General features: G+C 66.1%; 34 protein-coding genes and 1 tRNA gene. 17 read left to right on the top strand and 18 right to left on the bottom strand.

Translation table 11 applies throughout. The annotated features are described in order from the left end of the window. Window positions 1–19: 19 nt before the first annotated feature. The 6 genes from BLQ03_RS11175 to BLQ03_RS11150 form a co-directional block, all read right to left on the bottom strand. The gene (locus BLQ03_RS11175; protein ID WP_090756026.1) at window positions 20–250 is read right to left on the bottom strand and encodes a phage head-tail joining protein; all 231 of its coding nucleotides are present in this window, start codon (window positions 248–250) and stop codon (window positions 20–22) included. Beyond that, window positions 250–2,292, bottom strand: a complete 2,043-nt coding sequence (locus BLQ03_RS11170) for a phage terminase large subunit family protein (protein ID WP_090756023.1) — start codon at window positions 2,290–2,292, stop codon at window positions 250–252. The genes BLQ03_RS11175 and BLQ03_RS11170 overlap by 1 nt, the downstream gene beginning before the upstream one ends. After that, window positions 2,292–2,912, bottom strand: a complete 621-nt coding sequence (locus BLQ03_RS11165; RefSeq protein ID WP_090756020.1) for a hypothetical protein — start codon at window positions 2,910–2,912, stop codon at window positions 2,292–2,294. The genes BLQ03_RS11170 and BLQ03_RS11165 overlap by 1 nt, the downstream gene beginning before the upstream one ends. 487 nt (window positions 2,913–3,399) lie before the next feature. Continuing rightward, on the bottom strand, window positions 3,400–4,140 hold the full coding sequence (locus BLQ03_RS11160; RefSeq protein WP_090756017.1) for a hypothetical protein: 741 nt from the start codon (window positions 4,138–4,140) through the stop codon (window positions 3,400–3,402). A gap of 386 nt (window positions 4,141–4,526) precedes the next feature. Then, on the bottom strand, window positions 4,527–6,422 hold the full coding sequence (locus tag BLQ03_RS11155; protein WP_090756014.1) for a DNA primase family protein: 1,896 nt from the start codon (window positions 6,420–6,422) through the stop codon (window positions 4,527–4,529). Further along, window positions 6,419–7,555: a DUF7146 domain-containing protein gene (locus tag BLQ03_RS11150; protein WP_090756011.1), complete on the bottom strand. Its 1,137-nt coding sequence runs from the start codon at window positions 7,553–7,555 to the stop codon at window positions 6,419–6,421. The genes BLQ03_RS11155 and BLQ03_RS11150 overlap by 4 nt, the downstream gene beginning before the upstream one ends. Window positions 7,556–7,672: 117 nt before the next feature. Here BLQ03_RS11150 and BLQ03_RS11145 point away from each other — a divergent pair, with 117 nt between their 5' ends. Then, complete coding sequence (locus tag BLQ03_RS11145; RefSeq protein ID WP_090756008.1) at window positions 7,673–8,002, top strand: hypothetical protein; 330 nt, start codon at window positions 7,673–7,675, stop codon at window positions 8,000–8,002. A 181-nt stretch (window positions 8,003–8,183) separates the two neighbouring features. On the opposite strand, the gene BLQ03_RS11140 is transcribed toward BLQ03_RS11145, so the two are convergent. The 5 genes from BLQ03_RS11140 to BLQ03_RS11120 all read right to left on the bottom strand — a co-directional run bounded on the left by BLQ03_RS11140 (window position 8,184) and on the right by BLQ03_RS11120 (window position 10,809). Then, window positions 8,184–9,209, bottom strand: coding sequence for a GcrA family cell cycle regulator (locus BLQ03_RS11140; protein WP_090756006.1), 1,026 nt, complete (start codon window positions 9,207–9,209; stop codon window positions 8,184–8,186). Further along, window positions 9,206–9,514: a hypothetical protein gene (locus tag BLQ03_RS11135; protein WP_090756004.1), complete on the bottom strand. Its 309-nt coding sequence runs from the start codon at window positions 9,512–9,514 to the stop codon at window positions 9,206–9,208. The genes BLQ03_RS11140 and BLQ03_RS11135 overlap by 4 nt, the downstream gene beginning before the upstream one ends. Before the next feature lie 159 nt (window positions 9,515–9,673). Continuing rightward, the gene (locus BLQ03_RS11130; RefSeq protein WP_217629706.1) at window positions 9,674–9,976 is read right to left on the bottom strand and encodes a hypothetical protein; all 303 of its coding nucleotides are present in this window, start codon (window positions 9,974–9,976) and stop codon (window positions 9,674–9,676) included. Between the two features lie 189 nt (window positions 9,977–10,165). Next, window positions 10,166–10,378: a hypothetical protein gene (locus BLQ03_RS11125; RefSeq protein ID WP_090756001.1), complete on the bottom strand. Its 213-nt coding sequence runs from the start codon at window positions 10,376–10,378 to the stop codon at window positions 10,166–10,168. Window positions 10,379–10,602: 224 nt separating this feature from the next. Continuing rightward, the gene (locus BLQ03_RS11120) at window positions 10,603–10,809 is read right to left on the bottom strand and encodes a hypothetical protein (RefSeq protein WP_217629705.1); all 207 of its coding nucleotides are present in this window, start codon (window positions 10,807–10,809) and stop codon (window positions 10,603–10,605) included. Window positions 10,810–11,412: 603 nt separating this feature from the next. Between BLQ03_RS11120 and BLQ03_RS11115 the strand changes: the two genes are divergently transcribed. From BLQ03_RS11115 to BLQ03_RS11065, 13 genes are all read left to right on the top strand, one after another. Further along, window positions 11,413–11,628 carry a hypothetical protein gene (locus BLQ03_RS11115; protein WP_090755996.1) on the top strand — a complete coding sequence of 72 codons (216 nt, stop codon included), beginning with the start codon at window positions 11,413–11,415 and terminating at the stop codon, window positions 11,626–11,628. Between the two features lie 109 nt (window positions 11,629–11,737). After that, a complete protein-coding gene (locus BLQ03_RS17945; protein WP_139166707.1) occupies window positions 11,738–12,130 on the top strand; it encodes a hypothetical protein in 393 nt (130 codons plus the stop codon). A gap of 344 nt (window positions 12,131–12,474) precedes the next feature. Beyond that, the gene (locus tag BLQ03_RS11110; RefSeq protein ID WP_090755994.1) at window positions 12,475–12,894 is read left to right on the top strand and encodes a hypothetical protein; all 420 of its coding nucleotides are present in this window, start codon (window positions 12,475–12,477) and stop codon (window positions 12,892–12,894) included. Continuing rightward, window positions 12,891–13,478, top strand: coding sequence for a hypothetical protein (locus BLQ03_RS17940; protein ID WP_139166705.1), 588 nt, complete (start codon window positions 12,891–12,893; stop codon window positions 13,476–13,478). Before BLQ03_RS11110 ends, BLQ03_RS17940 begins: the two co-directional genes overlap by 4 nt. Further along, entirely contained in the window at window positions 13,475–13,699 is a 225-nt protein-coding gene (locus BLQ03_RS11100; RefSeq protein WP_090755988.1) for a hypothetical protein, read from the top strand. Before BLQ03_RS17940 ends, BLQ03_RS11100 begins: the two co-directional genes overlap by 4 nt. After that, entirely contained in the window at window positions 13,699–14,037 is a 339-nt protein-coding gene (locus BLQ03_RS11095; RefSeq protein ID WP_090755986.1) for a hypothetical protein, read from the top strand. Before BLQ03_RS11100 ends, BLQ03_RS11095 begins: the two co-directional genes overlap by 1 nt. Then, the gene (locus BLQ03_RS11090; protein WP_090755983.1) at window positions 14,034–14,219 is read left to right on the top strand and encodes a hypothetical protein; all 186 of its coding nucleotides are present in this window, start codon (window positions 14,034–14,036) and stop codon (window positions 14,217–14,219) included. Before BLQ03_RS11095 ends, BLQ03_RS11090 begins: the two co-directional genes overlap by 4 nt. Beyond that, complete coding sequence (locus BLQ03_RS11085; protein ID WP_090755981.1) at window positions 14,216–14,413, top strand: hypothetical protein; 198 nt, start codon at window positions 14,216–14,218, stop codon at window positions 14,411–14,413. Before BLQ03_RS11090 ends, BLQ03_RS11085 begins: the two co-directional genes overlap by 4 nt. After that, entirely contained in the window at window positions 14,410–14,661 is a 252-nt protein-coding gene (locus BLQ03_RS11080) for a hypothetical protein (RefSeq protein ID WP_090755977.1), read from the top strand. Before BLQ03_RS11085 ends, BLQ03_RS11080 begins: the two co-directional genes overlap by 4 nt. Further along, window positions 14,658–15,020 carry a hypothetical protein gene (locus BLQ03_RS11075; protein WP_090755974.1) on the top strand — a complete coding sequence of 121 codons (363 nt, stop codon included), beginning with the start codon at window positions 14,658–14,660 and terminating at the stop codon, window positions 15,018–15,020. The genes BLQ03_RS11080 and BLQ03_RS11075 overlap by 4 nt, the downstream gene beginning before the upstream one ends. Next, window positions 15,017–15,592, top strand: a complete 576-nt coding sequence (locus BLQ03_RS11070; RefSeq protein ID WP_090755971.1) for an MT-A70 family methyltransferase — start codon at window positions 15,017–15,019, stop codon at window positions 15,590–15,592. Before BLQ03_RS11075 ends, BLQ03_RS11070 begins: the two co-directional genes overlap by 4 nt. Beyond that, complete coding sequence (locus tag BLQ03_RS17935; RefSeq protein ID WP_139166703.1) at window positions 15,592–15,780, top strand: hypothetical protein; 189 nt, start codon at window positions 15,592–15,594, stop codon at window positions 15,778–15,780. The genes BLQ03_RS11070 and BLQ03_RS17935 overlap by 1 nt, the downstream gene beginning before the upstream one ends. After that, the gene (locus BLQ03_RS11065) at window positions 15,767–16,843 is read left to right on the top strand and encodes a site-specific integrase (RefSeq protein WP_090755968.1); all 1,077 of its coding nucleotides are present in this window, start codon (window positions 15,767–15,769) and stop codon (window positions 16,841–16,843) included. The genes BLQ03_RS17935 and BLQ03_RS11065 overlap by 14 nt, the downstream gene beginning before the upstream one ends. On the opposite strand, the gene BLQ03_RS11060 is transcribed toward BLQ03_RS11065, so the two are convergent. The 6 genes from BLQ03_RS11060 to pdxH all read right to left on the bottom strand — a co-directional run bounded on the left by BLQ03_RS11060 (window position 16,840) and on the right by pdxH (window position 20,135). Then, window positions 16,840–17,418 carry a PIN domain-containing protein gene (locus tag BLQ03_RS11060; RefSeq protein WP_090755965.1) on the bottom strand — a complete coding sequence of 193 codons (579 nt, stop codon included), beginning with the start codon at window positions 17,416–17,418 and terminating at the stop codon, window positions 16,840–16,842. The two genes, BLQ03_RS11065 and BLQ03_RS11060, sit on opposite strands and share 4 nt — an antisense overlap. Continuing rightward, window positions 17,415–17,867 carry a helix-turn-helix domain-containing protein gene (locus BLQ03_RS11055; RefSeq protein WP_090755962.1) on the bottom strand — a complete coding sequence of 151 codons (453 nt, stop codon included), beginning with the start codon at window positions 17,865–17,867 and terminating at the stop codon, window positions 17,415–17,417. Before BLQ03_RS11055 ends, BLQ03_RS11060 begins: the two co-directional genes overlap by 4 nt. Before the next feature lie 185 nt (window positions 17,868–18,052). Continuing rightward, window positions 18,053–18,129, bottom strand: a tRNA-Pro gene (locus BLQ03_RS11050). Between the two features lie 50 nt (window positions 18,130–18,179). Next, a complete protein-coding gene (locus BLQ03_RS11045) occupies window positions 18,180–18,674 on the bottom strand; it encodes a DUF192 domain-containing protein (RefSeq protein WP_090755959.1) in 495 nt (164 codons plus the stop codon). Next, entirely contained in the window at window positions 18,671–19,345 is a 675-nt protein-coding gene (locus tag BLQ03_RS11040; RefSeq protein ID WP_090755956.1) for a cold-shock protein, read from the bottom strand. The genes BLQ03_RS11045 and BLQ03_RS11040 overlap by 4 nt, the downstream gene beginning before the upstream one ends. Window positions 19,346–19,523: 178 nt before the next feature. Further along, on the bottom strand, window positions 19,524–20,135 hold the full coding sequence (pdxH, locus tag BLQ03_RS11035; RefSeq protein ID WP_090755954.1) for a pyridoxamine 5'-phosphate oxidase: 612 nt from the start codon (window positions 20,133–20,135) through the stop codon (window positions 19,524–19,526). A gap of 62 nt (window positions 20,136–20,197) precedes the next feature. Between pdxH and fabI the strand changes: the two genes are divergently transcribed. From fabI to gpt, 3 genes are read left to right on the top strand one after another with little or no spacing between them, the layout of a single operon-like run. Beyond that, complete coding sequence (gene fabI / locus BLQ03_RS11030) at window positions 20,198–21,040, top strand: enoyl-ACP reductase FabI (protein ID WP_090755951.1); 843 nt, start codon at window positions 20,198–20,200, stop codon at window positions 21,038–21,040. Between the two features lie 10 nt (window positions 21,041–21,050). Next, window positions 21,051–21,662, top strand: a complete 612-nt coding sequence (locus tag BLQ03_RS11025; protein ID WP_090755948.1) for a LysE family translocator — start codon at window positions 21,051–21,053, stop codon at window positions 21,660–21,662. Between the two features lie 14 nt (window positions 21,663–21,676). Further along, entirely contained in the window at window positions 21,677–22,201 is a 525-nt protein-coding gene (gene gpt / locus BLQ03_RS11020) for a xanthine phosphoribosyltransferase (RefSeq protein ID WP_090755945.1), read from the top strand. A gap of 33 nt (window positions 22,202–22,234) precedes the next feature. Here gpt and BLQ03_RS18335 read toward each other — a convergent pair whose 3' ends face one another. Further along, window positions 22,235–22,405 (bottom strand): hypothetical protein, encoded by a 171-nt coding sequence (locus BLQ03_RS18335; RefSeq protein WP_175558846.1) that lies wholly within the window; start codon window positions 22,403–22,405, stop codon window positions 22,235–22,237. Between the last annotated feature and the right edge of the window lie 3 nt (window positions 22,406–22,408).

Here is a 22,408-nt window from a genome sequence, read left to right as displayed (position 1 = left end):
AGGTTGAGCCGGACCTCCATCAGAGCCCGCGCGAGAAGCGTGTGGTGGCAAAGGATGGCCGGCGCGACACCGCGTCAGGCCCCGCAAGCGTGTCCTCGGCGAACCGCAGGGCCGCGCGCATCTCGCTGATTGAACGGTATTCGACGGTCTTGCCATCATAGGTCACGCGCGTCGTGCCGCTGACGATGGCCAGGCGCAGGGCCGGAATGGCGGCCCGCAGTTCCACTTCCTCATCATAGGTCATGGCCATCAGATCCACTTCTTTTTACGGTCGCCGAGCCAGCCGCCCTTGACCAGCTTTCCCGGGTCGGGATCGGCTCTTCCCTGGTCGGGGGCGGTCGAAGGTTCCTGCGGGGCAGCCCGCACGGATAGCGGGACTGCGGGCAACACCGCATCGAACAGGTCTCCCTGATCTTCAGGCGGCGCCACGCCGCGCTCGGCCTCGAGCTGGTCCCACTGCTCCCAGGTCATCGCGCTCCAGCCCTTCTTGCGAGCGGCTGCCTCGGCATAGTTCATCGTGTCCAGGCACTCGTTGCGCCGGCTCGGTTCGACCAGCTCCCACCGTGACACCATCACCCCGGAACTGGCGCGCTTCAGAACCCGGACCTCTGCAGTTATCTGCCGGTAGTACTCGTCCCCAAGGCCGATGGCGAAGGCGACATAGCCACGCTCGGCAGGATCGTCCTTCAGCAACCAGCCGTAGAAGTCGGCCTTGATCTGGCTGACGTTCAGCATCCAGCTGCGCTTCTGGCGCCTGATCTGCTGGCCGTTGGTCTTGCGCTCCGACTGCGGCCGGAGGATCGGGCCGTTGGCGGAGGATGAGCCCTTGATCAGGATGACCCGTGTCCACGGGTGCCGCTTGGCCCAGGAGCGCACATCCTCGGTATAGGAGCCTTCGTCCACCGCCATCATGTCGAGCGGCAGACGCAGGCCGAGTGACGTCCGCCAGGTTGCCTTCAGCAGCGCATCCAGCGCCTGCCGTCCATCATCGTCGCTGATGTGGTGCGGAATCACGATATGATCCACGACCCAACGGCGGTAGTCGCGCCCGAATGCCACCACGCTGACCTCGATGCGGTCGAGCTGACAGTCGACCCCGGCCGTCAGCAGGACGCCGCATGCGGGAACGACGCCGCGTGACAGGAACTGCCCCGGCTCGGCGTTTTCGACGCGGTCGCGCAGCGCTTCCCAGTCCGGCCCTTTCGACGCCATCTCGAAGGGCAGGCCCAGGACGTCGTTCCAGAAGGTCTGCTCGGTCGCCTGCTCGACCTGGCTCCGGATCGCCTCCTCCGTGGCCTGCTGGACCGTCAGGCCGGTCCAGCCCATTACCTGGGCGTATTCGACGGCGATCGAGGCCCAGTCCCGCTGCGGCACGTAGGCCCGCCACAGGTGGAACCCCGGGTGGTCCCCACGCGGGTTGCTGGGAACCCATTTCCCCGCTGCCACCATCGCAGCCTTGTGGCTGTGGGTGATGAGGCAGCCGCAGGCCTCGCAGGTGAAATGCGCCGCATGCAGCCGCTCCGGCTCGATGTTGCGCCGGAAGTTCTCCCAGGTCAGCGGCGCCATGTTGCCGCAGTGCGGGCATGGCACGTGGTAGAACCTCTGGTCGCTGCGCGCGAACGCCCGGGTGATCCGGCAGGTGCCGACGATCTGGGGCGTCGAGATGCGGACGATCTTGGCATCCTCGAAACCGGAGGCCCGGCTCGCCGCAAGCTGCTCGGGATCTCCCTTCGGCGTCATCTCGAACTTTGCCGCATCGTCCATGATCACCAGCCGGCGGGTGGTCCCCGCCAGGTCATCGGGCGAGCCCGCGCTGACCACCTTGAGTGAGCCGTCCCGCCGGATGGTCTCCTGGTTGAAGAGCGTGTCGGTCTGCTCCCCACGCCCCTCGCCGAAGATGTCCCGCAGGCTCGCGGCCTGCCGGCGCATCGGCATCCACTTGTTGCGCACCCATTCGGTCGCCGACGAGGTGGTCGGGTGCACCACCAGGCTGTCGAGCGGCCCGTATTCGTGCCAGGCGGCCACGGTTGGGTTCAGCAGAGACACCGTCTTGCCCCACTGGGCGCTGCCGCGGACCGTGACCTCGCGGGCCGGATGCTCTGGGCTCAGCACCTCGTGGATCTCCCGCAGGAACGGGAAGCGCTCGATGCGGAACGGCCCCGGTATCGGCGACCGCTCGTCGAAGACGATGTTCTCCTCACACCAGCGCGTGATGTCCGGCGGCGGCGGTGGCACCATGGCCGACGCAAGGCCCCGCAGAATGGCGGCCTCGGCCGATGCCAGGAAACCCATCAGACGTTCGCCCCCTCCTCGTCTGGCGTCATGGGCGTCGCGCCCGCTTGGGCGGTCACCTCGGCCGATCGTTGCGCGCGATAGACCCGCCACTGGTCCATCAGGACCTTGCGAACTGCCCGGGCATCCACGCCGAAGGCGTCGGCGACGGACCGGGCGCCATCACGTAGCATTGTCTCGAACTGGGCGATCTCCTGCGCCATGGCGCGGGCGGTGCGGCGCTCGACCTCCTCGGCCAGCACCCAGGTCCCCTCTTCCGCCCTGTTCTGGCGGTGCAGGCGGCGCGCCTCTTCCTCGGCCTTGAGCGTGCGCGCCAGCTCATAGCGATCAGAGTCGCTCGCCGGCAGCTGTCCGTCGAACTTGGATCGCGGCGCGGCGGCAGGGGGTTCATCGCTGCTGATCTGGCGCAGTGCCTCGCGTGTGGCTGAACCGTTCCCCAGCATCTGCCCCGGATGCAGGTTGCGCCCCAGGGCATGCGCCACCTTGTCAAGATCGAAGCGGCGCGCGCGGCCTTCGCCGACGTAGCAGCCGTCCAGCTTGCCCTCGCTGACATACTGGCTGACCCGCGCCTTCGACACGGCCAGCCGTGCCGCAAGCTCCGTGGTGTTCAGACCAGCCATCTCCTTACCAACTCCAGGGCAACTCCGTTAAGGCTTTTTCAATCGTTAACCGAGACGAAACCATCGCGCCTCGCGGCCCCGTATAGCTCCGGGGGCTCGGAAGGACCCAAATGCCCCCGGCCTGTGGCAGTGGGGCTCGACCCCGGCGCCGCCGCGCGGCCTGACCGATCTCAGCCGCCCTCCAGTCGCGCTCGCTCGCGAGTGCGGGTCTCCCAACCCGCTGGTCACCGGGCAACCCTGCGCCGCGGCACCGGACCGCAGTTCAACACATCGCGGCACGATGGCTTCCGCTGGTATGTGGGCCGTGGCAGGCGGGCCGGTCGCCCTTGCCGATCAAAAGGCTGCCACGGGATAGCTGCCCCCGCATCAGCGAAGGGACTGCCGGCTACACACCTGATCCTGAAACGCAGTGCGCCCGGGGGACATGATCCCGCCGGGCGCACCGATAGATATTAGTGATTCTCCTCTCACGGACGGACCTAAGCGGTCAAGAGGTTTTTTCTCCCCGATGTCCGATCATGCGGTCCAGCGCCGCGCTCAGCGCCTCTCGCAGCGCATCGCGGGTCTGGCCCTTGGCCGCCCACCCATGCGCCCGCAGGACATCGGACAGGGAGCGGTCGCCCAGGCAGACCATGTCCACCAGCGCGCGATCGAGGATCGTGGCCCGGGCGGCCTCGCCCCGGGCCGAGGGACGGATGCGCCGGACTACCATGGCAGCACCCGTGCCGATGCGGCGCCGGATGGCGTCGATCTCGCGCCCTTCCGACAGGTAGGCGTCCATGAAGTCCCGGCCGGTGCCGCCCGACGTCCGCCCGTCCAGCGCCGAGCACTTGATGCCTCCGGCGTCATGCCGCTCGACCAGGGCGCGGTAGTGCCGGGCGACAGCGACCTGCGCCGGCGTGAAGGGCACATCCTCATCCCGCCGGCGCGCCGACGCTTCCATCAGGTCGAACACGTCCATCTGACGGACGGGGTTCCAGCCGGCGAAGCCGCCTTCCTTCTCGGCCCACTTGTCCTGCCCGCGCGCGTCCGTACCGTTCGGCACCATCTCGGCCTGCGGCTCGACCCGGAAGGGGCCGCGCCCCGGCGCGGGGATGATCCGGCCGCCGCACTGGGCAGGAACCGTCGCGCCCGAGACCAGACGGGCAGCAGCGGCGACCCGGGCCATCCGCTGCCGTTCGGCTTCCAGGAACTCGGCGTGGCGCGGCCGCTGATCCTCAACCCTCATGCTCAAGATATTGCGTTCCTGCTTCACGAGTACACCACCTGTTGTCTTTTCGCTGTTCTTTTCAGGGAGGAAGGGAGGAAAGGGGGGAAGGTTAGGGAGGTAACAGGGAGGGCTGTAAGAGGTGGATTGTTGAGGCATATCAATGAGGAAGGTGAAGGCGGGGAGTACAGGGAGGCAAAACGTCCCCTTACGCATAAGAGAACCCGTCAGCCCCAAGCCCCTTCATATCGCGCGTATGCGAAGGGGCGGATTTGACTCCCTGCACTCCCTGCGGCCCCGCGCCCCTTGTTTTTGTGGCAGAAAGCGGGGGAAGTTCAGGCTCCCTGTTCTCCCCGGAGGGAGGCAGGATCATCCCTGATCGCAGATCAGAGACAGGGGTGCGGGGTTCAGTAACCACCGAAGCCACCTCCCTCGCTCGTCTTGCCGGCGATCGGACGTCCCTGGCTGTCGCGCGGCGCAGCGCGGAAGCGCGGTCCGAAGACGTCGGTGAAGCGGATGCCGTCGTAGCGCATGACGCCATTCGACTTGCGCTCGGTGAACTTCTTGCCCGTCGTCGGGCTCACCCAGCGGCGCATCTTGTCCTTCAACTGCCGCTGGACAGTCCCAGGCTGCCAGACAGCCCCGCCCTGCTCGTCCTGCCAGAACTGGAAGGCCTGAACCAGATCCCGCACGAACTCGCTGTCCTCGGGCTGTCCGCTGACGACGCAGGCACTCTCGAGGAAGTGGCCGAGGGGGTCACTCTCCTCGCGGTACTCCTGCGTGGCCGACATCACGGCCGCCGGCTCGCGCAAGCCCCCTTCCAGGTAGGCCAGAAGCCCGTCGACCAGCCAGTTCAGGATGCCGGAGCGCTCCTCGAAGAGCTTGGCACCCAGATCGGGATCTCGCTCGGACGCAGGAATCGTCACGTCGAAGGGCACCAGCAGGAAACGCCGCCAGATGCCGTCGTCTCGCCCCCGGATCTCGGGCTTGTGGTTGCCCTGGATCGTCAGCTTGAAGACCGGCAGCACCGCGATGAACTCGCCGTAGTTCGGCCGCACGTTGATCGGCTCGCCCCCGGTCAATTCCTTGATCAACGCCTCGCGGAAGCGCTCGCCTTCTTCGGGCTCGGACGCCCGCACCAGGCGGGCTCGCATCAGCGGGATCAGGTCCGGCGTGGGCGCCGCGCCATCGCGCTTGCCCTGCCCTGTCAGGGTCTCGATCTTGGCAGTGGCCGAGTAGTCGCCGAGGATCTTGGCGATCAGGTCCACCAGGACGGACTTGCCGTTGGCACCAAGGCCGTAAAGGAAGACCAGCTTCTGCTCGCCCGTCAGGCCCGTCATGGACAGGCCGAACCAGCGTTGGATGAAGCCGCGGATCTCGGGATCAGGCAGGATGCGCCTCAGGAAGGCCTCGAACTTCGGCGCACGGGCATCCGGGTCATAGACCACCGGCATCTGCTTGGTCATCAGCTGGCCGCGATCATGCGCCACCAGCTCCACCGACGCGCCGGCGCCGAAGTCGCCTTCGGCCGGATTGCCCTTGTCGACCCCGAACCGCAGGACGCCGTTCTGACAGCATATGTCGAGGGGTGAGGCATCCAGCGCGTCGTGCTTGATCGCAAGGCTGACGGTCGCTTCCTTCAGAGCCGCGTCGATCCGGCCGGAGTTGCCGCTGGTCTTGGCCCAGCCATGGTGATCCTTCCGGACCGAGTTCAGGATCTTTTCCACCCCGCGCAGCCGGCTCAGCGGACCATCGATCCGCGCCAGCTCATCTCGGGCCGCATCGGCCGCGGGGCCGCCCGCCTCCAGGGCGCGTTCCAACTCGCGGGCGCGGCGCTTGAGCGCCTGACCGTCCGCGAGGGTCTTCATCTGCCAGTCCTCGAGCACGACATGCGGGATCTCGCGCTCGATCAGCCCTCCGAGTTCCTGGGCACGTCGCCTGACTTCGATCTCGTCGGGGTCATGCTGCCAGATCGCGCCGTTCCACACGTGCCATCCGATCCGCGGAACAAGCTTCACGTCCTCGCCGAAGTGGCAGACGTAGCGCTTGCCATTGCCCATATCGTTCAGCGGATAGGCCGCGCAGTCCCTCGCAGGATCGTCAGGCTCACCCTCTGCAGGGGGTGCAGGGGGTGGAAGATCGTCCCCGGGGAAAGCATCATCGCCGCCCCATGCCGATTTTTCGTCTGCATCCTGAGGCGCGGTTGGCTCGGCCGGAGCAAGGCCCTCCGGCAGATCGACCGGCTCGCCTTGCGCCATGATTTCGCTGGCGCGGTTCGGACCAAGGTCTTCGTATTCGCTCATCGGCCGCCCCGCAGCACGTCGTTCAGGTCGCGGCCGCTGCCGGCATAGACGATCTCGCTGGTCAGGCCGGGGCGCTTGATCATGGCCCGGCGCAGCCCGGCCTCGAGCTTGGCGCGGGTCAGCTTCGGATCGCTGTCCCCGTCCTGGATGAAGATCAGCCGGGTGATCTGCACCGGGGGCACGAAGGCCTCGTCATCGTCGAGATCAGGGATGCCGGCGTATTTCAGGCCCTCGCCGAGCTTCCGCCGGCCGGCCATGTTGCCGAGGTCCACCCCTGCCCAGAAGGCCGAGACGGACCGGTGATGCTCGGAGATCCGCCCCGACAGCGTCGTCTCGATCCCCTCGCCCATTACCAGCGTGGTGGCGTTCATCGGGCTGCTCAGGCGGATCGCGCCGCCCTTCTTTGACCCAAGCACCTTCTTCGCGGGCAGGTCGGCGCGCCGCCCCAGCGGGTCCACGATCACCGCCTTGCCGGACGGCTGGCCGAGATCGATCCACGTGCGATGGACCGCCGTCAGGTCGCCCTGAGGTCCCTGCACGGCCGCGATCATCGCAGGACCGCGATGGACGATGCGCCAGCGGCCGCGCTGGTCTTCATCGGGCACCGTATAGGGGCAGTCGGCCATGAACCGCAGGCAGCGGGGCATCGCGGGTAGCAGCTGCCCGGTGATGGCCCGGTGCGCCAGGTAGTCGCGCACCAGCGAGCCCTCGGCATCGGTCGAGCGTGACCAGATGTCCCGGGCGGCCGCGATCGACTCGCGGCGCATGCGGGCCTCGGCCTCGGCACGGGCGCGGCGGTTCGCCTCGGCCTTGCGCTCGATCTCGCGGCGCTCGGCCGAGGACAGTTCCTCCCGCGGGCCGACCAGCCATTCCAGCGCCTCTGGGAAGCTCTTGTTCAGGACGAACTGAACCAGGGCGATCTGGTCGCCCTTGCAGTTCGCGCCGCAGTCCTTGCGGCACTGGAACACGCCGCGCTGCAGGTTGACGCCGAAGCGGTCTGTGCCGCCGCACTGGGGGCACGGGCCGACCAGCTCGCCGCCGGTACGGTTCAGGCCCTGCAGCCCGAGGCGGTCTACCACCTCGGCGATGGGAAGCGCATGGGCCTCGGCAACACGGGCGTCTTCGCGCATCATGGCCGGCCGCCCGTTCCACGGCTGCCTACCGCTGTTCTGAAGAAACCGTTTAATGCTGGGCACCGGGATTGCGCCCCGGTGCCCATAACCACCCCACGACGAAAAGGACCAAGCGGGATGGAAACCAAACCAAGCGAAGACGCGACGAGCGAAATAGCCGACGATATCGAAAATATGTACGGACTGCACCAAGACCACAGGCGCGTCACCGCCGCACTGCAGGTAGCCCTTCTCGCCGTTCTGGACACAATCGACGACAAGTTCCCGGGCATGCGCCAAATCGTCATCGCAGACATGCGCGAAGCCGCAGAGAAGGAACGAGCTTTCATGCGCATGCGGCGCGAGGCGGATCCCGCGGCCAACATCACCGACGACGACATAGAAGACGAAATGGAACCGCTGGAAGATCTTATCTTCAAGCTTGAGAGGCGGATGATCACCGACTGATCCCCTCTGCTTGCGACAGATCTTCGAGCCGCTTTCTCACCCGGTGCAACGAACGGGCGAGCAATCGGACGTCGGCATCGAGAATATCAAGGCGACGGCGCAGCATCGCATTTTCACGACTAAGATGGTTTTCGAGAGGAGTGCGCCCTTCATCCTCACATCTGGTGCTTGATGCCACGGCTCAGCCCCCCACCGCGTCTGCGGCGCGGCGGGTGACCGCGGCGCGCAGGTCGGCCCAGCCTTTCTGGGTCAGGATGCCGCCCTTGTTCTGCACGCGGCACTTGAGGATCGCGCGCCAGCGGGCCTTGGCCGTTTCTTCGTCACATCCCAGTTCTTCGGCGATCCCGGGGAACCCAGCACCGACATAGCGCTGCTCGACCAGCAGCTTGTCATCGTCGGCCTCGAAGCTGTCGTCCAGCTCGGCCAAGGCTTCCAGGATCGCGTCCACTCCGGAGACCGGCTTCGCTGCCTTCGGGCGCGCCGTGGGCATTGCCGACGTCAGGGCAACCGGCTCTTTAACCATGGGCGCGGCAGGCAAGGTGGCTGCCGGGGAGGCTGCAGCCGGTGCGGCCACGGTGGCGGCAGGCGCCGCCTCCTCCGACATCTCATGCGAGGCGGCTTCCGGCGGCAAAAGCGCGTCGGCGGCCGGAGCAGCTGCCGCCTCTCGCCGCGCCACCGCCGACGTTGCGCGCGCGGGCAGGCCGATCTTCCGGCGCTTTTCTCCGACGCTGCGCACAGTGCGGCCCGGCAGCGCGGACGATATCTCGGCAAGCGAGGCGCCCTCGGTCCACATGCGCTCGAGCAGCTGCTTTTCGTCGTCGGTCCATTCCGTGACGTCACCCGGAAGATGGCGAGCGCGGGGCGCGCTGCCTTCTTCCGCCTTCGAACGCTCGGACGACAGACGAGCCCCCTCAGCTGCTGGCGACGGTGCCTCTGCATCAGCTAGCGGGGCAGCGTCTTCGGCGAGCATGGCCGGTCTGCCCGCCGGACCATGGACCGCGCGCTCGGTCAGCCATGCCAGATGCTCGGCCAGCTTGCTGTCGTCCATCTCGGACGAGAGGGTGACAGCTACGGGCCCTTCGGACACCGCAGGCCGCATCTCGACGCCCCAGCGGGCGATATCGGCCACCGTGCGCGGCGGCGTGGCGTCGGGCAGCAGGCCTGCCAGCGCGTCCAGCTGGTCCAGGCGGATGGTCAGGTCGGTCATCGGCCTTCTCCGTTGATGTTCGCCCAAGCGGCGGCCAGCCGCAGGCGGTTGAACTGGTGGCAGGCCGCGCGGCACTCGTGCTGCAGTGACACGATCGGCCCGCGGGTACGCAGGATGCGGTCGGCCTGATCGGCCAGCGGCGCCAGCAGCGGGTTGCGCCGGTCCGCGCCGTCCAGGACGTCGCGCAGGATCGACCGCACCATCTGCTGTTCGCCCTCGGCCATGTCCCACGGCGCCAGCGCCAGGACGTGCAGCGCGTGGATCAGCGCGTGGTCGTGCAGGGACAGCTTGGCGGGGGTCGTCATGGGCGAAAACCTTCTGGCCTGTGCCGCGGGGGCGATCCGGGGGAGGGAGGAGGAGACGGCACCGCCCCCGCGGCTGGACCCGCACCGGCGAACCGGGACGGATGGGGGTGGAAGATGCGCGGCGGGGCGGCAGCTGCCCCGCGCCCGGCGCAGGCAGGATCAGTCTTCGGCGGCGGCCAGCGCGGACTCGCCCCACCAGCACTCGGTCTGGCGGCCGTCGCCGGCGCGGTAGCGGACGAAATAGTGGTTCTCGCTGGCCTGATACTCAGCCCTGCCGACGACGGTGCCGACCTCGGTGCTCTCCGCCATCTGTACACGGTCGCCCATGCTGAACATGAATTTTGCAGTGCCTTCGTCCATCGTGCTCTCCTTGATTAGGCGGGCAAGAATGCCCTCGGTATCCGGCTCGAACCGGCGAACGCATCGCACCCCGAGCAGCGGAATCAGTTCACGGGTGGCCATCAGCGCGGTCCTCCGTTGGATTGCAGGGGTGCCCCGCCGCCGAAAGGCAGCTCTCGGCCGGGCCAGCCGCAGGTTCCACGGTCTCGGCTTCGCTTCGACCCACCTCGGGGCGCTCCGAAACCGTGGCGGGGTTTCGGCCAGGGACTGCGCCCCCACCCTTCCCGCGCCCCGAGGCGACCTGATCTCGCATCACCCTTCCCCGATGATCCGGGCGAAGTCGGGCAACGTCAGCGCGGCCTGAGCCACGATGTCGCCACAGGGACGGTGAAAGCCTTCAAGCCAGTTGCGAACGCAGGGCTCACTGACGCCCGCCCATTCGGCGCACTCACTCACCGATCCGAAGCTGGCGATCATCAACCGCGACCAGCTGGTCAGGAACTCGTCGCGGCGGCGGGCGGGCATGCCCACCCAGGCATGGGCCCGGCGGGCCGCAGCACGGGAACGGCCACGGCCGCCAGAGGGAGGAAAGGACATTTGCGGACGCGCGGGGCTAACCCGGTCACGCGGGGTCAGAGGAAGCGGGGTCATGTTGGGGCTCAGAGGTTGGTGGTTGAAGGAAAAGAGAGGCTGAGGTGACGGAAGGACATCAACGCAAGTCGCACTGGTCGACGCAGCCGCAATCATCGCTACGATCCTTCCGACCGGGCGGGCCAATTCTCATCGAACCAGGCCATGGCTGCGTTGAAGCGGCGAACAGTTATGTCCGCGCCTTGACGCAAAGCTGCCAGCTTCTTGGTGTCGGAGAACACGCGATAAGAGACCGTCGTGTCGTCAGCGATCCCAGCTGCAGCCTTGTAGGCGTCGGCGCGTTCAAGAAGTGCATGAATGTCCATGCGCCCTATATGCGGTTACATTACCGCATTGTCAACGGTTCGTTTACCGCTGCCCCGCCAGTCTCTTGTGCGGTATTTTCCCCGCTATGAAACTTGCTGATGTAGTTGAACGGATCGATGCTGTGATAGCTGCGGACAATGCCGCGGGTGGGAAGCTGTCAGATCGTAGCGTCTCCATGACGGCTACCGGGTCAACCGACACTATCCGAAACTGGCGGCGGGCGGTCGAGGCAGGAAAGAATGGGGGCGCGACCACCCCAAAGATATATGCTGTCGCTAACGCCTTAGGGGTTAGCCCGAGTTGGCTCCTTACAGGTGAGGGCGACCAGGCAGACAGCCTACCTCCTCAGTATCACCTTCTTTCGCCGGCGCATAAGGCCGCCGTTCAGGCGCTGATCCAAGGGTTGCTGGACAGCCAGCGAGACGCAGAACAATGAAGCGGACGGCCGCCTTCCCGTTGCAGTCCAGCATGGCAAATGCGGCAGCCGTTTCATCATCTGTCATCTCGAATCCTCCCTCGCGCAATACGAGAACAAGACCAGAACCTTCAACCGCATGTCTACCTGACCGGAAAGACAGGTTGCTGTACAACGTCGATCACACATGACCTCCACCATCCGAGACCCCGATCAGTTGGAGGCGGCGCTGGACGAGGTGTTCGCCGTGCTGTGCGTGGCAGCGGAGAACCCGGGCAAGATCAGCGTGAGCGAGCTAGGACAGTGGCTGCGCAAGACTGCGGCGGAGCGTGAGCAGAAGGGCGACGTAGTCGCGGCGCAGATGCTGGACGCGCTGGCGGTGCAGGCTGAGGACAATGAGTGAATGGTGGACTGAAGCGCGTTTGGCGCTAGTTGTGTCCGCAGCCAGTGCTATTGGTGCCGCGGTAAGCGCGGCGTTTACGTGGCGCCTAGCGCAGAACGACAGCAAGCGCATGAAGCGCAAGGACCTCGTTGTTGAACTCTCGCATTACCGGATAGGAGAAGGGCCCGCAGGGTGGGACGCCCAAACTTTCATCTTTCGCAACCTTGAGCCAGTCGCGGCCAGGGTGACCGGCGCCCGCGTCAGCAAGAAACATCGGGCCGTCCTCGTATTAGAAGACGCTTATGAGGAAAGTAGTGCTTGGGGAGAATCCAAGTTGAAAGCACACCTTCCTGAAGCCCGCGAAACCAACTTTCTCCGGGCACTCGGGCCAGCAGGATCTCAAAGGAGTGCGCATGGCTTTACTCCTGGCGACAGCAACATGGTTACCCTGCTGACGAAGGGCGTGACGCGCGTGTCTGACGTGGAGTTCATCTGGGAATGGGCCGACGGTCAGAAGCACTGACCCCAGATCGACCGCATCGCCAGCGCTAGGGAGGTCACAGCCAGAACCAATGAGAGGCCGCTGAAGAACAACGCAAGCTTCAGATCACGCTGACGAGTATCCACGGCTTCATCCCTTCGCCCGCCCTCACTGGCGGGCTTTTTGCTGTCGCCCGCCCTGCCCTTGTAGCACGTCCGAATCAGCGGGCAACAGCTTTCGCGGTAATTAAACCGCTTCTCTATTGACTACGGTATATTTACCGCAGATAGTCCTTCTTACTCCGGAGCGACATGCCGCCTCCGGTAGTATCCCGGAGGCGCAGCCCTCGCTGACTCTCCGGCCCCTGCAACTCGATGGAGGTCCAGATGGACACCCCCACGACGACCCCGCCCCGGGCGCCTGCCGTTCACCCCGCCCCGCGCCACATCGCCATGATCCTGCGTCCGCTGTACTCCCGCATCGTTCGGGTGCGCAGCCTCCTTGATCTTCCCCCGGATGTGCTGGCGAGCGAACCCACTCAGCCGTCGGCCAACGCCGGCGTCTTCCAGATCGAACCGCAACCGGAGCTGTATGACGTCCTCTACCCGGCAGCGCTGGTGGCCGAAGCGGACCGCACCGCCAAGGCCGAACCCGCCACAGTCGCCGAAGCACGCGACCTGATCCGCGACCCGCGCGCCGCGCTGGACGCGCCCGAGCTGCACCGCCACGTCGCCTGGCTTGTCGCCGGCGCCGACCTGCGCCACCGCCGCGCCAGTGCGGCCACGGGCGGGAGGACGGTGGCATGATCATGACCGCCCTTCAGGAGCTAAGCTCCAAGTCGCCTCAAATGCGCCCGCTGGCTGCCGGACAGGTCAGCGACGGGGCAGCGTCAGTGGACGCGACCTGCGTCTCGATTGAAGATCCGCATCATGATCTCGTCCAGTTCTGCGAAGCTGCGGGCAAGCTCGTCAGATCCCTGCCCCCCTTCAGGATGACAATGGCTCGCCTGCAATGCGTCCTGAAAGCTCAGCATCAAACGCGAAAGAGCGTCAGCAAGCCTGACGGCGTCATGCCGGCTCGGCTCAGCAAGGGGCGTGGTGCGAAGCATCTTTTCGAGGCAATCGAGCCGCCGCTCAATCTGCTGCAGCCTCTCTTCCACCGCACCCGTCACCTCGCCCATACTCTTAACCCCTTCTACTATCTGCCTTTATGGGCAGCTCCGCATTTCGCTTACTCCACGCGCCTCGACGCAGACAAACTGGATCATAATTTCGATCGGTTGAAGGCTGCGGAATGTGGCATCTGTGCCGATGAGCCAGCCGCACCGCCTACAGCCCGGTTCGAGGGCTCGGAACGCCGGGGCGCTTGGTCGGAAAGGATCGCGGCATGACCTACCGTCACGATCACCCCCGCCAACCTGACGACCCGGGCATTCCGGTCCATGCCGTGGGCGACAACGAGGCGCGGGACGACTTCGACCGCCACGCGCTGCGTAGGCCGATATACGGGATGCACGACGACGACGATGCCTATGTGGTGATCGCCTATGTGCTGGGCGCTATCGTCGGGCTGGCGATCGTTGTCGCAGCCGCCTTGGCATGGGGGCTGTGATGACGCGCCAGAAAAGGATTTCACCCCCGCCCGCCGCCGACGTCCTGCGCGCCGCGATCGACGAGATTGCCGCCCGCTTGGCCAAGCTGCCGCCCGCCACCGCCCCGACCAGCGGGCATGGCTGGTACGCCCGGCACCAGGCGCGCCAGACCGCGGCCGAGGAGCTGGTCGGCTACCTGCGCCGCGAACATGGGGCACGCGTCACCCTGGGCGCCACGCCCGAACGGATGCGGCTGCACGGGATCTCGGTCAGCTGCACCAGCGGCGTGGCCAACATGATCTCGGCCTGGCTGCACAAGGCCCGCACGGCGCTGAGCCAGATGGAGGATGCGCCATGACGGTCGTGCCCGATCTCGGGGTGCCTTTCGTCTATGCGCAGGTCGCGCGGCTGACGGCGGATCACCTGACCCTGCTGTCCCGCGTGGACCAAGTCGCCGAAAGCCTGAAGGCGGGCCTTGCCATCGAGGACGCAGTGACCGAACTGCGCCGCATGGCCGCAACGGCACGGGGGGCATCATGACCAGCCCAGCCCCCGACGCACCCGCGACCGAGGTTCAGGCTTGGGCCGTGCTCGGCGCCGACGGCAAGATCGCCGAGTTCTCGGCCTACCTGATGGCCTTCGCTGACCAGCAGGATGCGGTGGACCACGCCTTGCCCGAGGAAGGCGAGCGTGTCGCGCCCGTAACGATCCGGATCGGAGAGGCCACGCCATGACCAGCCTTACCTATGAACAGCAGGTTGCCATCGCACGGCGCCTTCAGAAGATTGCCCGTCTGATCGACAAGGAACTGACGGCGGCGGCGGGCCAGCGGGTGCCGTTCTCCCTCTACACTTGGGGCGGGAACCGCTCACAGTACATCAGCAACACTGCCCGCGCCGAGGTGAAGGTCGCTATGCAGGAAACGCTCGATCGCTGGAACGAGCCGCAGGACCCGCCGCCTGGGCAAGGGGGCTGGCAATGACCCCTGCCGCTCAGGTCGACCTTCACGCCCTTGCCAACCTACCCGGCTTCGGACGTGCGGCCGAGGCGCTGGCGGCCGCAGGGCTGCGCCTGCCGCTGGACGTGCCCGAGGACTACAAGCTGTTCCGCGTGACGGTCGATGTCACTGTTACGCGCAGTGGCACCGCCACCCTGATCATCGCCGCCGAGGATGAGGCTGCGGCGATCGACCATGCGGCCGACATCAAGGCGCAGGACCTGATCAGCGACTGGGATGACGAGGATGTCGAGATCGGCAGCCGCCGTGCTTTCGCCGTAACCCCGACCAGCGCGCTGCAGATGATGCGGACCGAACGCCTACCGCTTGAGGTGGACGGATGACCATCCTGCAGCAGTTCTTCGACCTGCGCCCGGCCGGCGGCTTCGGGCTGATCATGGCGGACCCGCCCTGGTCCTTTGCGGTCCGCAGCGACAAGGGCGTCACGGCCAAGGGCGCCGGCGGGCAGTACAGCTGCCAGCCGCTCGGCTGGGTGGCGTCGCTGCCGGTCAGCGTGCTGGCAGCCGACGACTGCCTGCTGTGGCTCTGGGCCACGAACCCGATGCTGCCGCAGGCCTTCGCCGTGCTGGACGCCTGGGGCTTCACCTTCAAGACGGCTGGCCATTGGGCCAAGCGCACCCGCAAGGGCAAGCTCGCCTTCGGCACCGGCTACATCCTGCGCTGCGCGGGCGAGCCCTTCCTGATCGGCGCGCGCGGCAATCCCCGCACCACCCGCAGCGTCCGGTCGGTGATCGAGGGCAAGGTCCGCGAACACAGCCGCAAGCCGGACGAGGCCTTCGCCGCGGCCGAGCAGCTGATGCCCGAGGCGCGGCGGCTGGAGCTGTTCAGCCGCAAGCAGCGCGCAGGCTGGTCCACCTGGGGCGACCAGACCGGGAAGTTTGAGGAGGCAGCCTGATGGGTTCTCACCCCCGCATGACCGAGGCCCGCATCAAGCGCGTCATCTCGGCTGCGCGGGCCGTGGATCCGGCTGCCGTGATCGAGGTGACAGCCGAGGGCACGATCCGCATACTTCCGGCCAAGGCGGTTCCGGACGAAAAGGCCCGGTCAGCGGTAGACAGGTGGTTCGACGATGACGCGGGTTAACCTTCAGGGCATCCACAAAGTGCGGAGTCGGCTGGCCGACGGCAGCATCCGCGAATACCACTATGTCGGACGCGGCAAGGGCGCAGTCAGGTTCTGGAGCAGCGACAGCGGCATTCGCATCGGCTCGCCGGATTACATCGCGGCCTTCTCGGCCGCGAGCCCGCGCGGCACAGCTGCGCAGGGCAAGTTCCGAGCCGTGATCTTGGCTTTCCTGGACAGCAGCGACTTCCAAGGGCTGGCGCCCCGCACCCAGGCAGACCTGCGCACCTCGATCTATCACCCCACCAACGGGATCGACGCCAAGTTCGGCGGCGCCCCGGTGGCAGCTTTCGACGACCCGCGCATCCGCAAGCAGGCGCTGGACTGGCGCGACAAGATCGGGGGCAAGGTTGGCGATGACCGCATCCGCCATCTGCAGCGAATCGTCGGCTACGGCCTCGACCGCGCCATGCTGCGCCAGCACCACCTGCGCCAGGTGAAGGCCACCTACAAATCGAATCGCGCCGAGGTCTTCTGGCTGCCGGGAGAGATCGAGGCATTCGAAAAGGGTGCACCGCCCCACGTCTCCCGCATTCTCGTTGCCGCCTGCGAAACAGGCCTGCGTCCCGGCGACCTGGTCGAGCTCGGGCCCGCACACCTTCATCCGACACCGGGCGGCCAGCGCCTCGTGGTCTGGACCAGAAAGCGACGGCGGCTTGCGTCCATCCCTGTGACCCCCCGCATGGCGCGATTGATCGCCGACACGCCGGCAGGTCAGGCCACGTTTCTGGTCAACAAGGGCGGTCACGCCTACCAGCACGAGAACTATCTGGGCGATGCCGTCAGCAGCTGGCGGGATACCTTGAAGCTGAGGCCCGAGCTGCGCCTTTACGACGCGCGGGGCACCGCGGCCACTCGCCTGCTGGAGGCAGGGGCCGAACTCAAGGAGATCGCGACTCACATGGGCTGGTCGCTGAAACATGCCGCCGAGGTGATCGAGCGCTACGTCGCATTGTCACCGGCGATGACAGACGGATTGGCCAAGAAACTAACACGAGGCCAAACTCACCCAAAGCCTGGCTAGATGAACTCGATATGGTCACGGAGCGTGGCAGCGAGCTTTGGCATTCCCTTGGCGGTGAGATCAGTGATGAACGCGCTCGCGGAGTACGACGGGTTTTTGTAACGAAGCCGAACAGTCCGAAGCGACCGCAGAGCGGCAAAGGGGAACAGTTCGAAGGTGGAATGCAAGAAGTCGTCAGCTGACACCGGCTCGACGTCGTACTGCTCTAGAACATCCGCAGGAAAGTCACGTAAGTTCTCAGTGACAATATGCTGCGCGCCACACTTGATCGCTGCTGCCAGCACGTGCCGGTCGTCAGCGTCAGGGAGTTCAAGCGCCCCAATCAGAGGCTCATAACCTATGACGAACGATTCAGGGAAGCGGGAGTGCAGGATTTCGAGCTGCTGCCTTACGCTTGCCTCAAACTCCGGGCGATTGTTGATGAGGGTGCGTTGCCACTCCTCGAGAATGGTATCAGTCCAGCGGGCCCGGAAAAGGCCATCCATAGCAAACTGGAGCAGAATGTCCCTTACCCTGAAGGGATAAAGGACGTTCGCATCGAGAACTACGCAGAATGGGTTAGCGTGGAAGCTCAAGCCCGATCGCACTCCTGACCGAGACGCGCCAGCTCAGACAATGCCGCATCCTGCTCCCTCTCGCGCTCGGCGCGATAAGCCAGCAGCTTTTCCAGAGGTACCCGACGATGGGTTCCAACCTGAACAAAGCCGATCTTTCCTTCCTTGAGAAGGCGGCTGAGGAAAGGACGAGACACATTCAACATATCTGCCGCTTGTTGAGTCGACAGCATCGTTGAGGTCGGCACGATCGTGACCATCTCCCCACGAGAGACATGCCCTAGCAGGTCGCTGATCAGTTCGCCGATAGCAGGAGCGATCTTGACGGAACCATGGTCACCGATCTTTAGGCAACCATCCACTTCGATCGCGTTGGCCAGCGCGACAGCTGCCTCAGCCGCGCTTTGAATCTCGTCAGTGGTCGGCAGGCGCTGAGACAGGCCCAGATGCTCCATCAGGTCATCAGTCATTGATGCGCTCCTAAATATAGGTCGGGTTGGCCCGACTCGCTCTTGTGAGGCTAGGGATGCCATAACTGCAGCATCTGTAACAAGAGAAATAAGTGAAACTAGTTAAAGTTCCCCTTATCGGGCCGACTGCGCATCAAAGTGTAAAATGACCTGTAAAACGGACCACCCCGGAAGGGCCTAAGTGCTGGTCGGGGCGAGAGGATTCGAACCTCCGGCCTACGGTACCCAAAACCGTCGCGCTACCAGGCTGCGCCACGCCCCGGACCGAGGTCCTTCTAGACCGGCCGCGCGGCCGGGGAAAGCCGAAAGCGTTCAGTCGCAGGGCCGGGCGGCATCGTCCTGCGGAACGGCCGGATGGCCCAGCGCTGTACCGGGGACCAGGCCCTTGCGCGCGGCCTCTCCTCCGGCGAGTTCCAGGACGAACATGCGGTTCGGGTCGGGATCGCCGGGCAAGGCGCCGGGCAGCGAGGTCAGGTCCAGCGGCCGGGCCTGGGAATGGACATGGCGCAGCACGCCGCGCGCGTCGAAGAACAGGATGTCCAGAGGGATCAGCGTGTTCTTCATCCAGAAGCTCGTGGGCTGCGGGCTTTGATAAACGAACAGCATCCCGTGGTCCGGGGGCAGCGACTTGCGATACATCAGCCCCTGGGCGCGTTCCGCCGCGTCGTCGGCGATCTCGACCGTGACGCGCTGTTCCCGGCCGTCGGGGGTCAGCAGGATCGCCGCATCCGGCGCGCAACTCGCTGCCTGTGCCACGCTGCCGGTCACGACCAGCGCCAGAGCGGCCAAGGCGGCGGCCCGTTTCATTGTGGGGCCTTGCTGTTCAGCGTCAGCTTGGGCCGGGTGGAGGTCGACAGCGTCCGCATCCGCTCCACGATCCTGGTTTCGCCCTTCCCCTCAGTGGAGCAAGCGCCGCCCTTGGGGGGTTCTCCTCTCGTGCCAAGCTCGTTTTCCGACACCGCCTTCTCCCACGCGACGATCTGGGCGGCGATCATGCCGCGCGCGGCCGTGAAGACGCGCAGGCCCACCGCCTCTCCGGGTACGAGATCGGCAAAGCCGCCGCGGCGCAAGACCTCGAGATGCAGGAAGACGTCGCCCTTGCGGCCGAAAAGATTGGCGAAGCCGAAGCCCTTGTTGCGGTCGAACCACTTGACCCGCGCGGGCAGCAGCGGCAGCGCGCGCAGCTCATCCTCGCCCAGTTCCTCAAGCTCCGCGATGGGCGCACCAGATTCGGAGGGCGCGGGCGCGATCGACAGCACCTCGGTCGCCTGACGGCCGCGCGCGGTCTGGATCGCCCGCACCTCGACCAGGGCGCCTTCCACCACCGAGCTTTGCCCGAAGTTCCGCAGGACATTCCCATGCAGCAGGACATCCGGCCCGCCGGTTATGTCAGCCAGGAAGCCGAACCCCTTCGCGGGATCGAACCACTTGATCTGCCCCTTTACATATTGTCCCAGCGTGGGGTCTTCGCCGTTCATCCCGACCAGCCTCATGTGTGCCCCGAGGTTTGTCCCGGCCAGGCATCACGTCCAAGTTGTAGATTGGCGCCGCCGAGCGAGCGCAGCGGCCAAGGTAACACAACCGTCCCGCGAGGAAACCCCTGCTCCCGCGTCAGTTCAGTAGAATCTTTCCAAATTGTTTCAAAACAGTCGCATCTCAGGGTTGCAGGCGAACTATATCCCAACCTTCATCCGTGTGCCGTGTCCAGCGGAACCGGTCATGCAGGCGGAAGGCACCGTCGGCCCAGAACTCGATCTGGACGGGCGTGATGCGGAAACCGCCCCAGAAGGGGGGCCGCTTCGGGTTCAGCCCGTGACGCAACCCTTGACGCGCGACCTCGGCCATCAGCGTGCCCCGGCTGTCCAGCGGCTGGCTCTGCCGGCTGGACCAGGCGCCGATGCGGGATTCGAGCGCGCGGCTGGCGTAATAGGCGTCGGCCTGAGGCCCCTCCTCGCGGGTGACGGTGCCGCGGACCCGGACCTGCCGGCGCAGCGACTTCCAGTGCATGACAAAGGCGGCCTTGCCGGTTTCCGAGATCTGGCGGCCCTTGGCGCTGTCATAATTCGTGTAGAAGACGAAGGCGCCCCGCGGCCCGGGCTCGATTTCCTTCAGCAGGACCATGCGGACGTCGGGCAGGCCCTCGGCATCCACGGTGGCCAGCGCGATGGCGTTGGGGTCGTTGGGCTCGGTCCGGGTGGCCTCGTCCAGCCAGCGGCGGGCGATGGCAAAGGGATCGTCGCCTTCGAAGATGCCGGTGCGGTCGCTCATCTTGATGCCCCTCTGGCTTTGCCCTAATCCTCACCAAAGGTTGAAATCGCGAGGGACGACCCATGTCAAGCGAAGCCCCGGCAGCGGGTCTGATGGCGGGAAAGCGGGGCCTCATCATGGGGCTGGCCAACGACAAGTCGATCGCGTGGGGCATCGCCCGCGCGCTGGCGGACCAAGGCGCGGAACTCGCCTTTTCCTATCAGGGCGAGGCGCTGAAGAAGCGGGTCGAGCCGCTGGCCGCGCAGCTGGGCTCGGACATCGTGCTGCCCTGCGACGTTGCGGACATGGACTCGGTGGATGCGCTGTTCGCGTCGCTGAAGGACCGCTGGGGGCAGTTGGACTTCCTCGTCCACGCCATCGGCTTTTCCGACAAGGAAGAGCTGCGCGGCCGCTATGTGGACACGACGCGCGACAACTTCCTGATGACGATGGACATCTCGGTCTATTCCTTCACGGCCGTGACGCAGCGGGCGGTGGCGATGATGCCGCGCGGCGGGTCCGTCCTGACGATGACCTATTACGGGGCCGAGCGGGTGATGCCGCATTACAACGTCATGGGCGTGGCGAAGGCCGCGCTCGAGGCCTCGGTCCGCTACCTGGCCGAGGACCTGGGCAAGGACGGCATCCGGGTGAACGCGATCTCGGCGGGTCCGATCAAGACGCTGGCGGCCTCGGGGATCGGGGACTTCCGCTACATCCTCAAGTGGAACGAGCTGAACTCGCCCCTGCGCCGGAACGTCACCACCGAGGACGTGGGCAAGTCGGCGCTGTACCTGCTGTCGGATTTGGGGTCGGGTGTCACGGGAGAGACGCATCACGTTGACGCGGGTTACCACGTCGTCGGCATGAAGGCGGTGGATGCGCCCGACATCGACGCGGTCACGGGGCGCAAGGCCGCCGAATGATGCGCCGCTGATGGCCGCGATCACCCTGCCCGCGCTGGGACTGTTCGTCACGACCCTGGGCGTGGCGATCCTGTCGCCCGGCCCTGCGATCATTGCCGCCAGCCGCTCGGCCGCCGCGCGCGGGCGGCAGGCGTCGATGCCTTATGCGATGGGGCTGGCGATCGGGGCGTCCTTCTGGTGCCTGTTTGCGCTTTTCGGCCTGACGGTGCTGTTCCGGGTCCTGCCGCAGTCCTACACGGTCCTGCGCTTCCTAGGCGGCGCTTACCTCCTCTGGATCGCCATCCAGATGTGGCGCCACGCCGCCGACCCGCTGGCGATGGAGGGCGAGTCGGTCGCGGGTCCAGGCTTCCGGCAGGGGCTGGCGCTGAACCTGTCCAACCCCAAGCCCGCGCTGTTCTACGCGGGCGTCATCATGACGATCTTCCCTGCCCTTTCGACGGCGGGCGCGGCCGTCATTTATCTGGTGGCGCTGTCCGTCGAGGTCTGCTTTTACGCCGCCGTGACGGTTCTGATGGCGACAGGCCCCATGCGGCGCGGCTATCGTGCCGCCAAGACGGCGATCGACCGCATCGCCGGCACCCTGATCGGAGCGCTTGGCCTGACGCTGATCCTCCGCCACTGAAAAGGAGTTCGCCCATGTCCCGCCCCGAGGGCCGCCCGGAACGCCTGCCGCATGAACGCGGCTTCCATGTCAGCTGGGACCAGATGCACCGCGACGCGCGGGCGCTGGCCTGGCGCTTGCAGGACAAGGCCCCGCAGGGCGGCGGCGACTGGCGCGCGGTGGTGGCGATCACGCGGGGCGGCATGGTCCCGGCGATGATCGTCGCCCGGGAACTCGACATCCGCACCATCGACACGATCAGCGTGAAATCCTATCGCAAGGGCGAACAGGGTGAGTTGCAAGTGCTGAAGGCCCCCGACCCCGCGATGATGGGCGACGGCGAGGGCGTGCTGGTCGTGGACGATCTCGTGGACAGCGGCCGCACGCTGGAACTCGTGCGCCAGATGTATCCCAAGGCGCATTTCGCGACGGTCTATGCCAAGCCCAAGGGCCAGCCGATGGTCCAGACCTACATCACCGAGGTTAGCCAGGACACCTGGATCTTCTTCCCCTGGGACCTCGCGCTGCAATATGTCGAGCCCTACCGCGGCAGCGACTAGGCGAAAGGCCGGGGATCTCCCCGGCCTTCTTCGTCATCCCGCGGCCTTGCCCGCGTCGGCTGGGGGCACGTTGCCTTCCTTGGTCTGGGGATCGCGGATCGCCGCCTCCTGCTCGGTCTGCTGGCGCTTCATGCGCTCGGCATTGTCGCGGCTCACGTCCTCGGTGCGCTGATAGCGGACGTTTTCGGCGTCAAGGTTTCCCATGTG

This window comes from Paracoccus chinensis, assembly GCF_900102885.1.
In the GTDB taxonomy this organism is placed as follows: domain Bacteria; phylum Pseudomonadota; class Alphaproteobacteria; order Rhodobacterales; family Rhodobacteraceae; genus Paracoccus; species Paracoccus chinensis.
The sequence above is the reverse complement of the archived record's forward strand: the minus strand, read 5'-3'. Positions and strand labels throughout refer to the sequence as shown.

What these genes read in the sequence shown, in the direction of transcription:
- BLQ03_RS11175 (WP_090756026.1), bottom strand. Translation starts at nt 250, where the DNA reads ATGGCCATGACCTATGATGAGGAAGTGGAACTGCGGGCCGCCATTCCG.
- BLQ03_RS11170 (WP_090756023.1), bottom strand. Translation starts at nt 2,292, where the DNA reads ATGGGTTTCCTGGCATCGGCCGAGGCCGCCATTCTGCGGGGCCTTGCG.
- BLQ03_RS11165 (WP_090756020.1), bottom strand. Translation starts at nt 2,912, where the DNA reads ATGGCTGGTCTGAACACCACGGAGCTTGCGGCACGGCTGGCCGTGTCG.
- BLQ03_RS11160 (WP_090756017.1), bottom strand. Translation starts at nt 4,140, where the DNA reads ATGAGGGTTGAGGATCAGCGGCCGCGCCACGCCGAGTTCCTGGAAGCC.
- BLQ03_RS11155 (WP_090756014.1), bottom strand. Translation starts at nt 6,422, where the DNA reads ATGAGCGAATACGAAGACCTTGGTCCGAACCGCGCCAGCGAAATCATG.
- BLQ03_RS11150 (WP_090756011.1), bottom strand. Translation starts at nt 7,555, where the DNA reads ATGATGCGCGAAGACGCCCGTGTTGCCGAGGCCCATGCGCTTCCCATC.
- BLQ03_RS11145 (WP_090756008.1), top strand. Translation starts at nt 7,673, where the DNA reads ATGGAAACCAAACCAAGCGAAGACGCGACGAGCGAAATAGCCGACGAT.
- BLQ03_RS11140 (WP_090756006.1), bottom strand. Translation starts at nt 9,209, where the DNA reads ATGACCGACCTGACCATCCGCCTGGACCAGCTGGACGCGCTGGCAGGC.
- BLQ03_RS11135 (WP_090756004.1), bottom strand. Translation starts at nt 9,514, where the DNA reads ATGACGACCCCCGCCAAGCTGTCCCTGCACGACCACGCGCTGATCCAC.
- BLQ03_RS11130 (WP_217629706.1), bottom strand. Translation starts at nt 9,976, where the DNA reads ATGGCCACCCGTGAACTGATTCCGCTGCTCGGGGTGCGATGCGTTCGC.
- BLQ03_RS11125 (WP_090756001.1), bottom strand. Translation starts at nt 10,378, where the DNA reads ATGCCCGCCCGCCGCCGCGACGAGTTCCTGACCAGCTGGTCGCGGTTG.
- BLQ03_RS11120 (WP_217629705.1), bottom strand. Translation starts at nt 10,809, where the DNA reads ATGGACATTCATGCACTTCTTGAACGCGCCGACGCCTACAAGGCTGCA.
- BLQ03_RS11115 (WP_090755996.1), top strand. Translation starts at nt 11,413, where the DNA reads ATGACCTCCACCATCCGAGACCCCGATCAGTTGGAGGCGGCGCTGGAC.
- BLQ03_RS17945 (WP_139166707.1), top strand. Translation starts at nt 11,738, where the DNA reads ATGAAGCGCAAGGACCTCGTTGTTGAACTCTCGCATTACCGGATAGGA.
- BLQ03_RS11110 (WP_090755994.1), top strand. Translation starts at nt 12,475, where the DNA reads ATGGACACCCCCACGACGACCCCGCCCCGGGCGCCTGCCGTTCACCCC.
- BLQ03_RS17940 (WP_139166705.1), top strand. Translation starts at nt 12,891, where the DNA reads ATGATCATGACCGCCCTTCAGGAGCTAAGCTCCAAGTCGCCTCAAATG.
- BLQ03_RS11100 (WP_090755988.1), top strand. Translation starts at nt 13,475, where the DNA reads ATGACCTACCGTCACGATCACCCCCGCCAACCTGACGACCCGGGCATT.
- BLQ03_RS11095 (WP_090755986.1), top strand. Translation starts at nt 13,699, where the DNA reads ATGACGCGCCAGAAAAGGATTTCACCCCCGCCCGCCGCCGACGTCCTG.
- BLQ03_RS11090 (WP_090755983.1), top strand. Translation starts at nt 14,034, where the DNA reads ATGACGGTCGTGCCCGATCTCGGGGTGCCTTTCGTCTATGCGCAGGTC.
- BLQ03_RS11085 (WP_090755981.1), top strand. Translation starts at nt 14,216, where the DNA reads ATGACCAGCCCAGCCCCCGACGCACCCGCGACCGAGGTTCAGGCTTGG.
- BLQ03_RS11080 (WP_090755977.1), top strand. Translation starts at nt 14,410, where the DNA reads ATGACCAGCCTTACCTATGAACAGCAGGTTGCCATCGCACGGCGCCTT.
- BLQ03_RS11075 (WP_090755974.1), top strand. Translation starts at nt 14,658, where the DNA reads ATGACCCCTGCCGCTCAGGTCGACCTTCACGCCCTTGCCAACCTACCC.
- BLQ03_RS11070 (WP_090755971.1), top strand. Translation starts at nt 15,017, where the DNA reads ATGACCATCCTGCAGCAGTTCTTCGACCTGCGCCCGGCCGGCGGCTTC.
- BLQ03_RS17935 (WP_139166703.1), top strand. Translation starts at nt 15,592, where the DNA reads ATGGGTTCTCACCCCCGCATGACCGAGGCCCGCATCAAGCGCGTCATC.
- BLQ03_RS11065 (WP_090755968.1), top strand. Translation starts at nt 15,767, where the DNA reads ATGACGCGGGTTAACCTTCAGGGCATCCACAAAGTGCGGAGTCGGCTG.
- BLQ03_RS11055 (WP_090755962.1), bottom strand. Translation starts at nt 17,867, where the DNA reads ATGACTGATGACCTGATGGAGCATCTGGGCCTGTCTCAGCGCCTGCCG.
- BLQ03_RS11045 (WP_090755959.1), bottom strand. Translation starts at nt 18,674, where the DNA reads ATGAAACGGGCCGCCGCCTTGGCCGCTCTGGCGCTGGTCGTGACCGGC.
- BLQ03_RS11040 (WP_090755956.1), bottom strand. Translation starts at nt 19,345, where the DNA reads ATGAACGGCGAAGACCCCACGCTGGGACAATATGTAAAGGGGCAGATC.
- pdxH (WP_090755954.1), bottom strand. Translation starts at nt 20,135, where the DNA reads ATGAGCGACCGCACCGGCATCTTCGAAGGCGACGATCCCTTTGCCATC.
- fabI (WP_090755951.1), top strand. Translation starts at nt 20,198, where the DNA reads ATGTCAAGCGAAGCCCCGGCAGCGGGTCTGATGGCGGGAAAGCGGGGC.
- BLQ03_RS11025 (WP_090755948.1), top strand. Translation starts at nt 21,051, where the DNA reads ATGGCCGCGATCACCCTGCCCGCGCTGGGACTGTTCGTCACGACCCTG.
- gpt (WP_090755945.1), top strand. Translation starts at nt 21,677, where the DNA reads ATGTCCCGCCCCGAGGGCCGCCCGGAACGCCTGCCGCATGAACGCGGC.
- BLQ03_RS18335 (WP_175558846.1), bottom strand. Translation starts at nt 22,405, where the DNA reads ATGGGAAACCTTGACGCCGAAAACGTCCGCTATCAGCGCACCGAGGAC.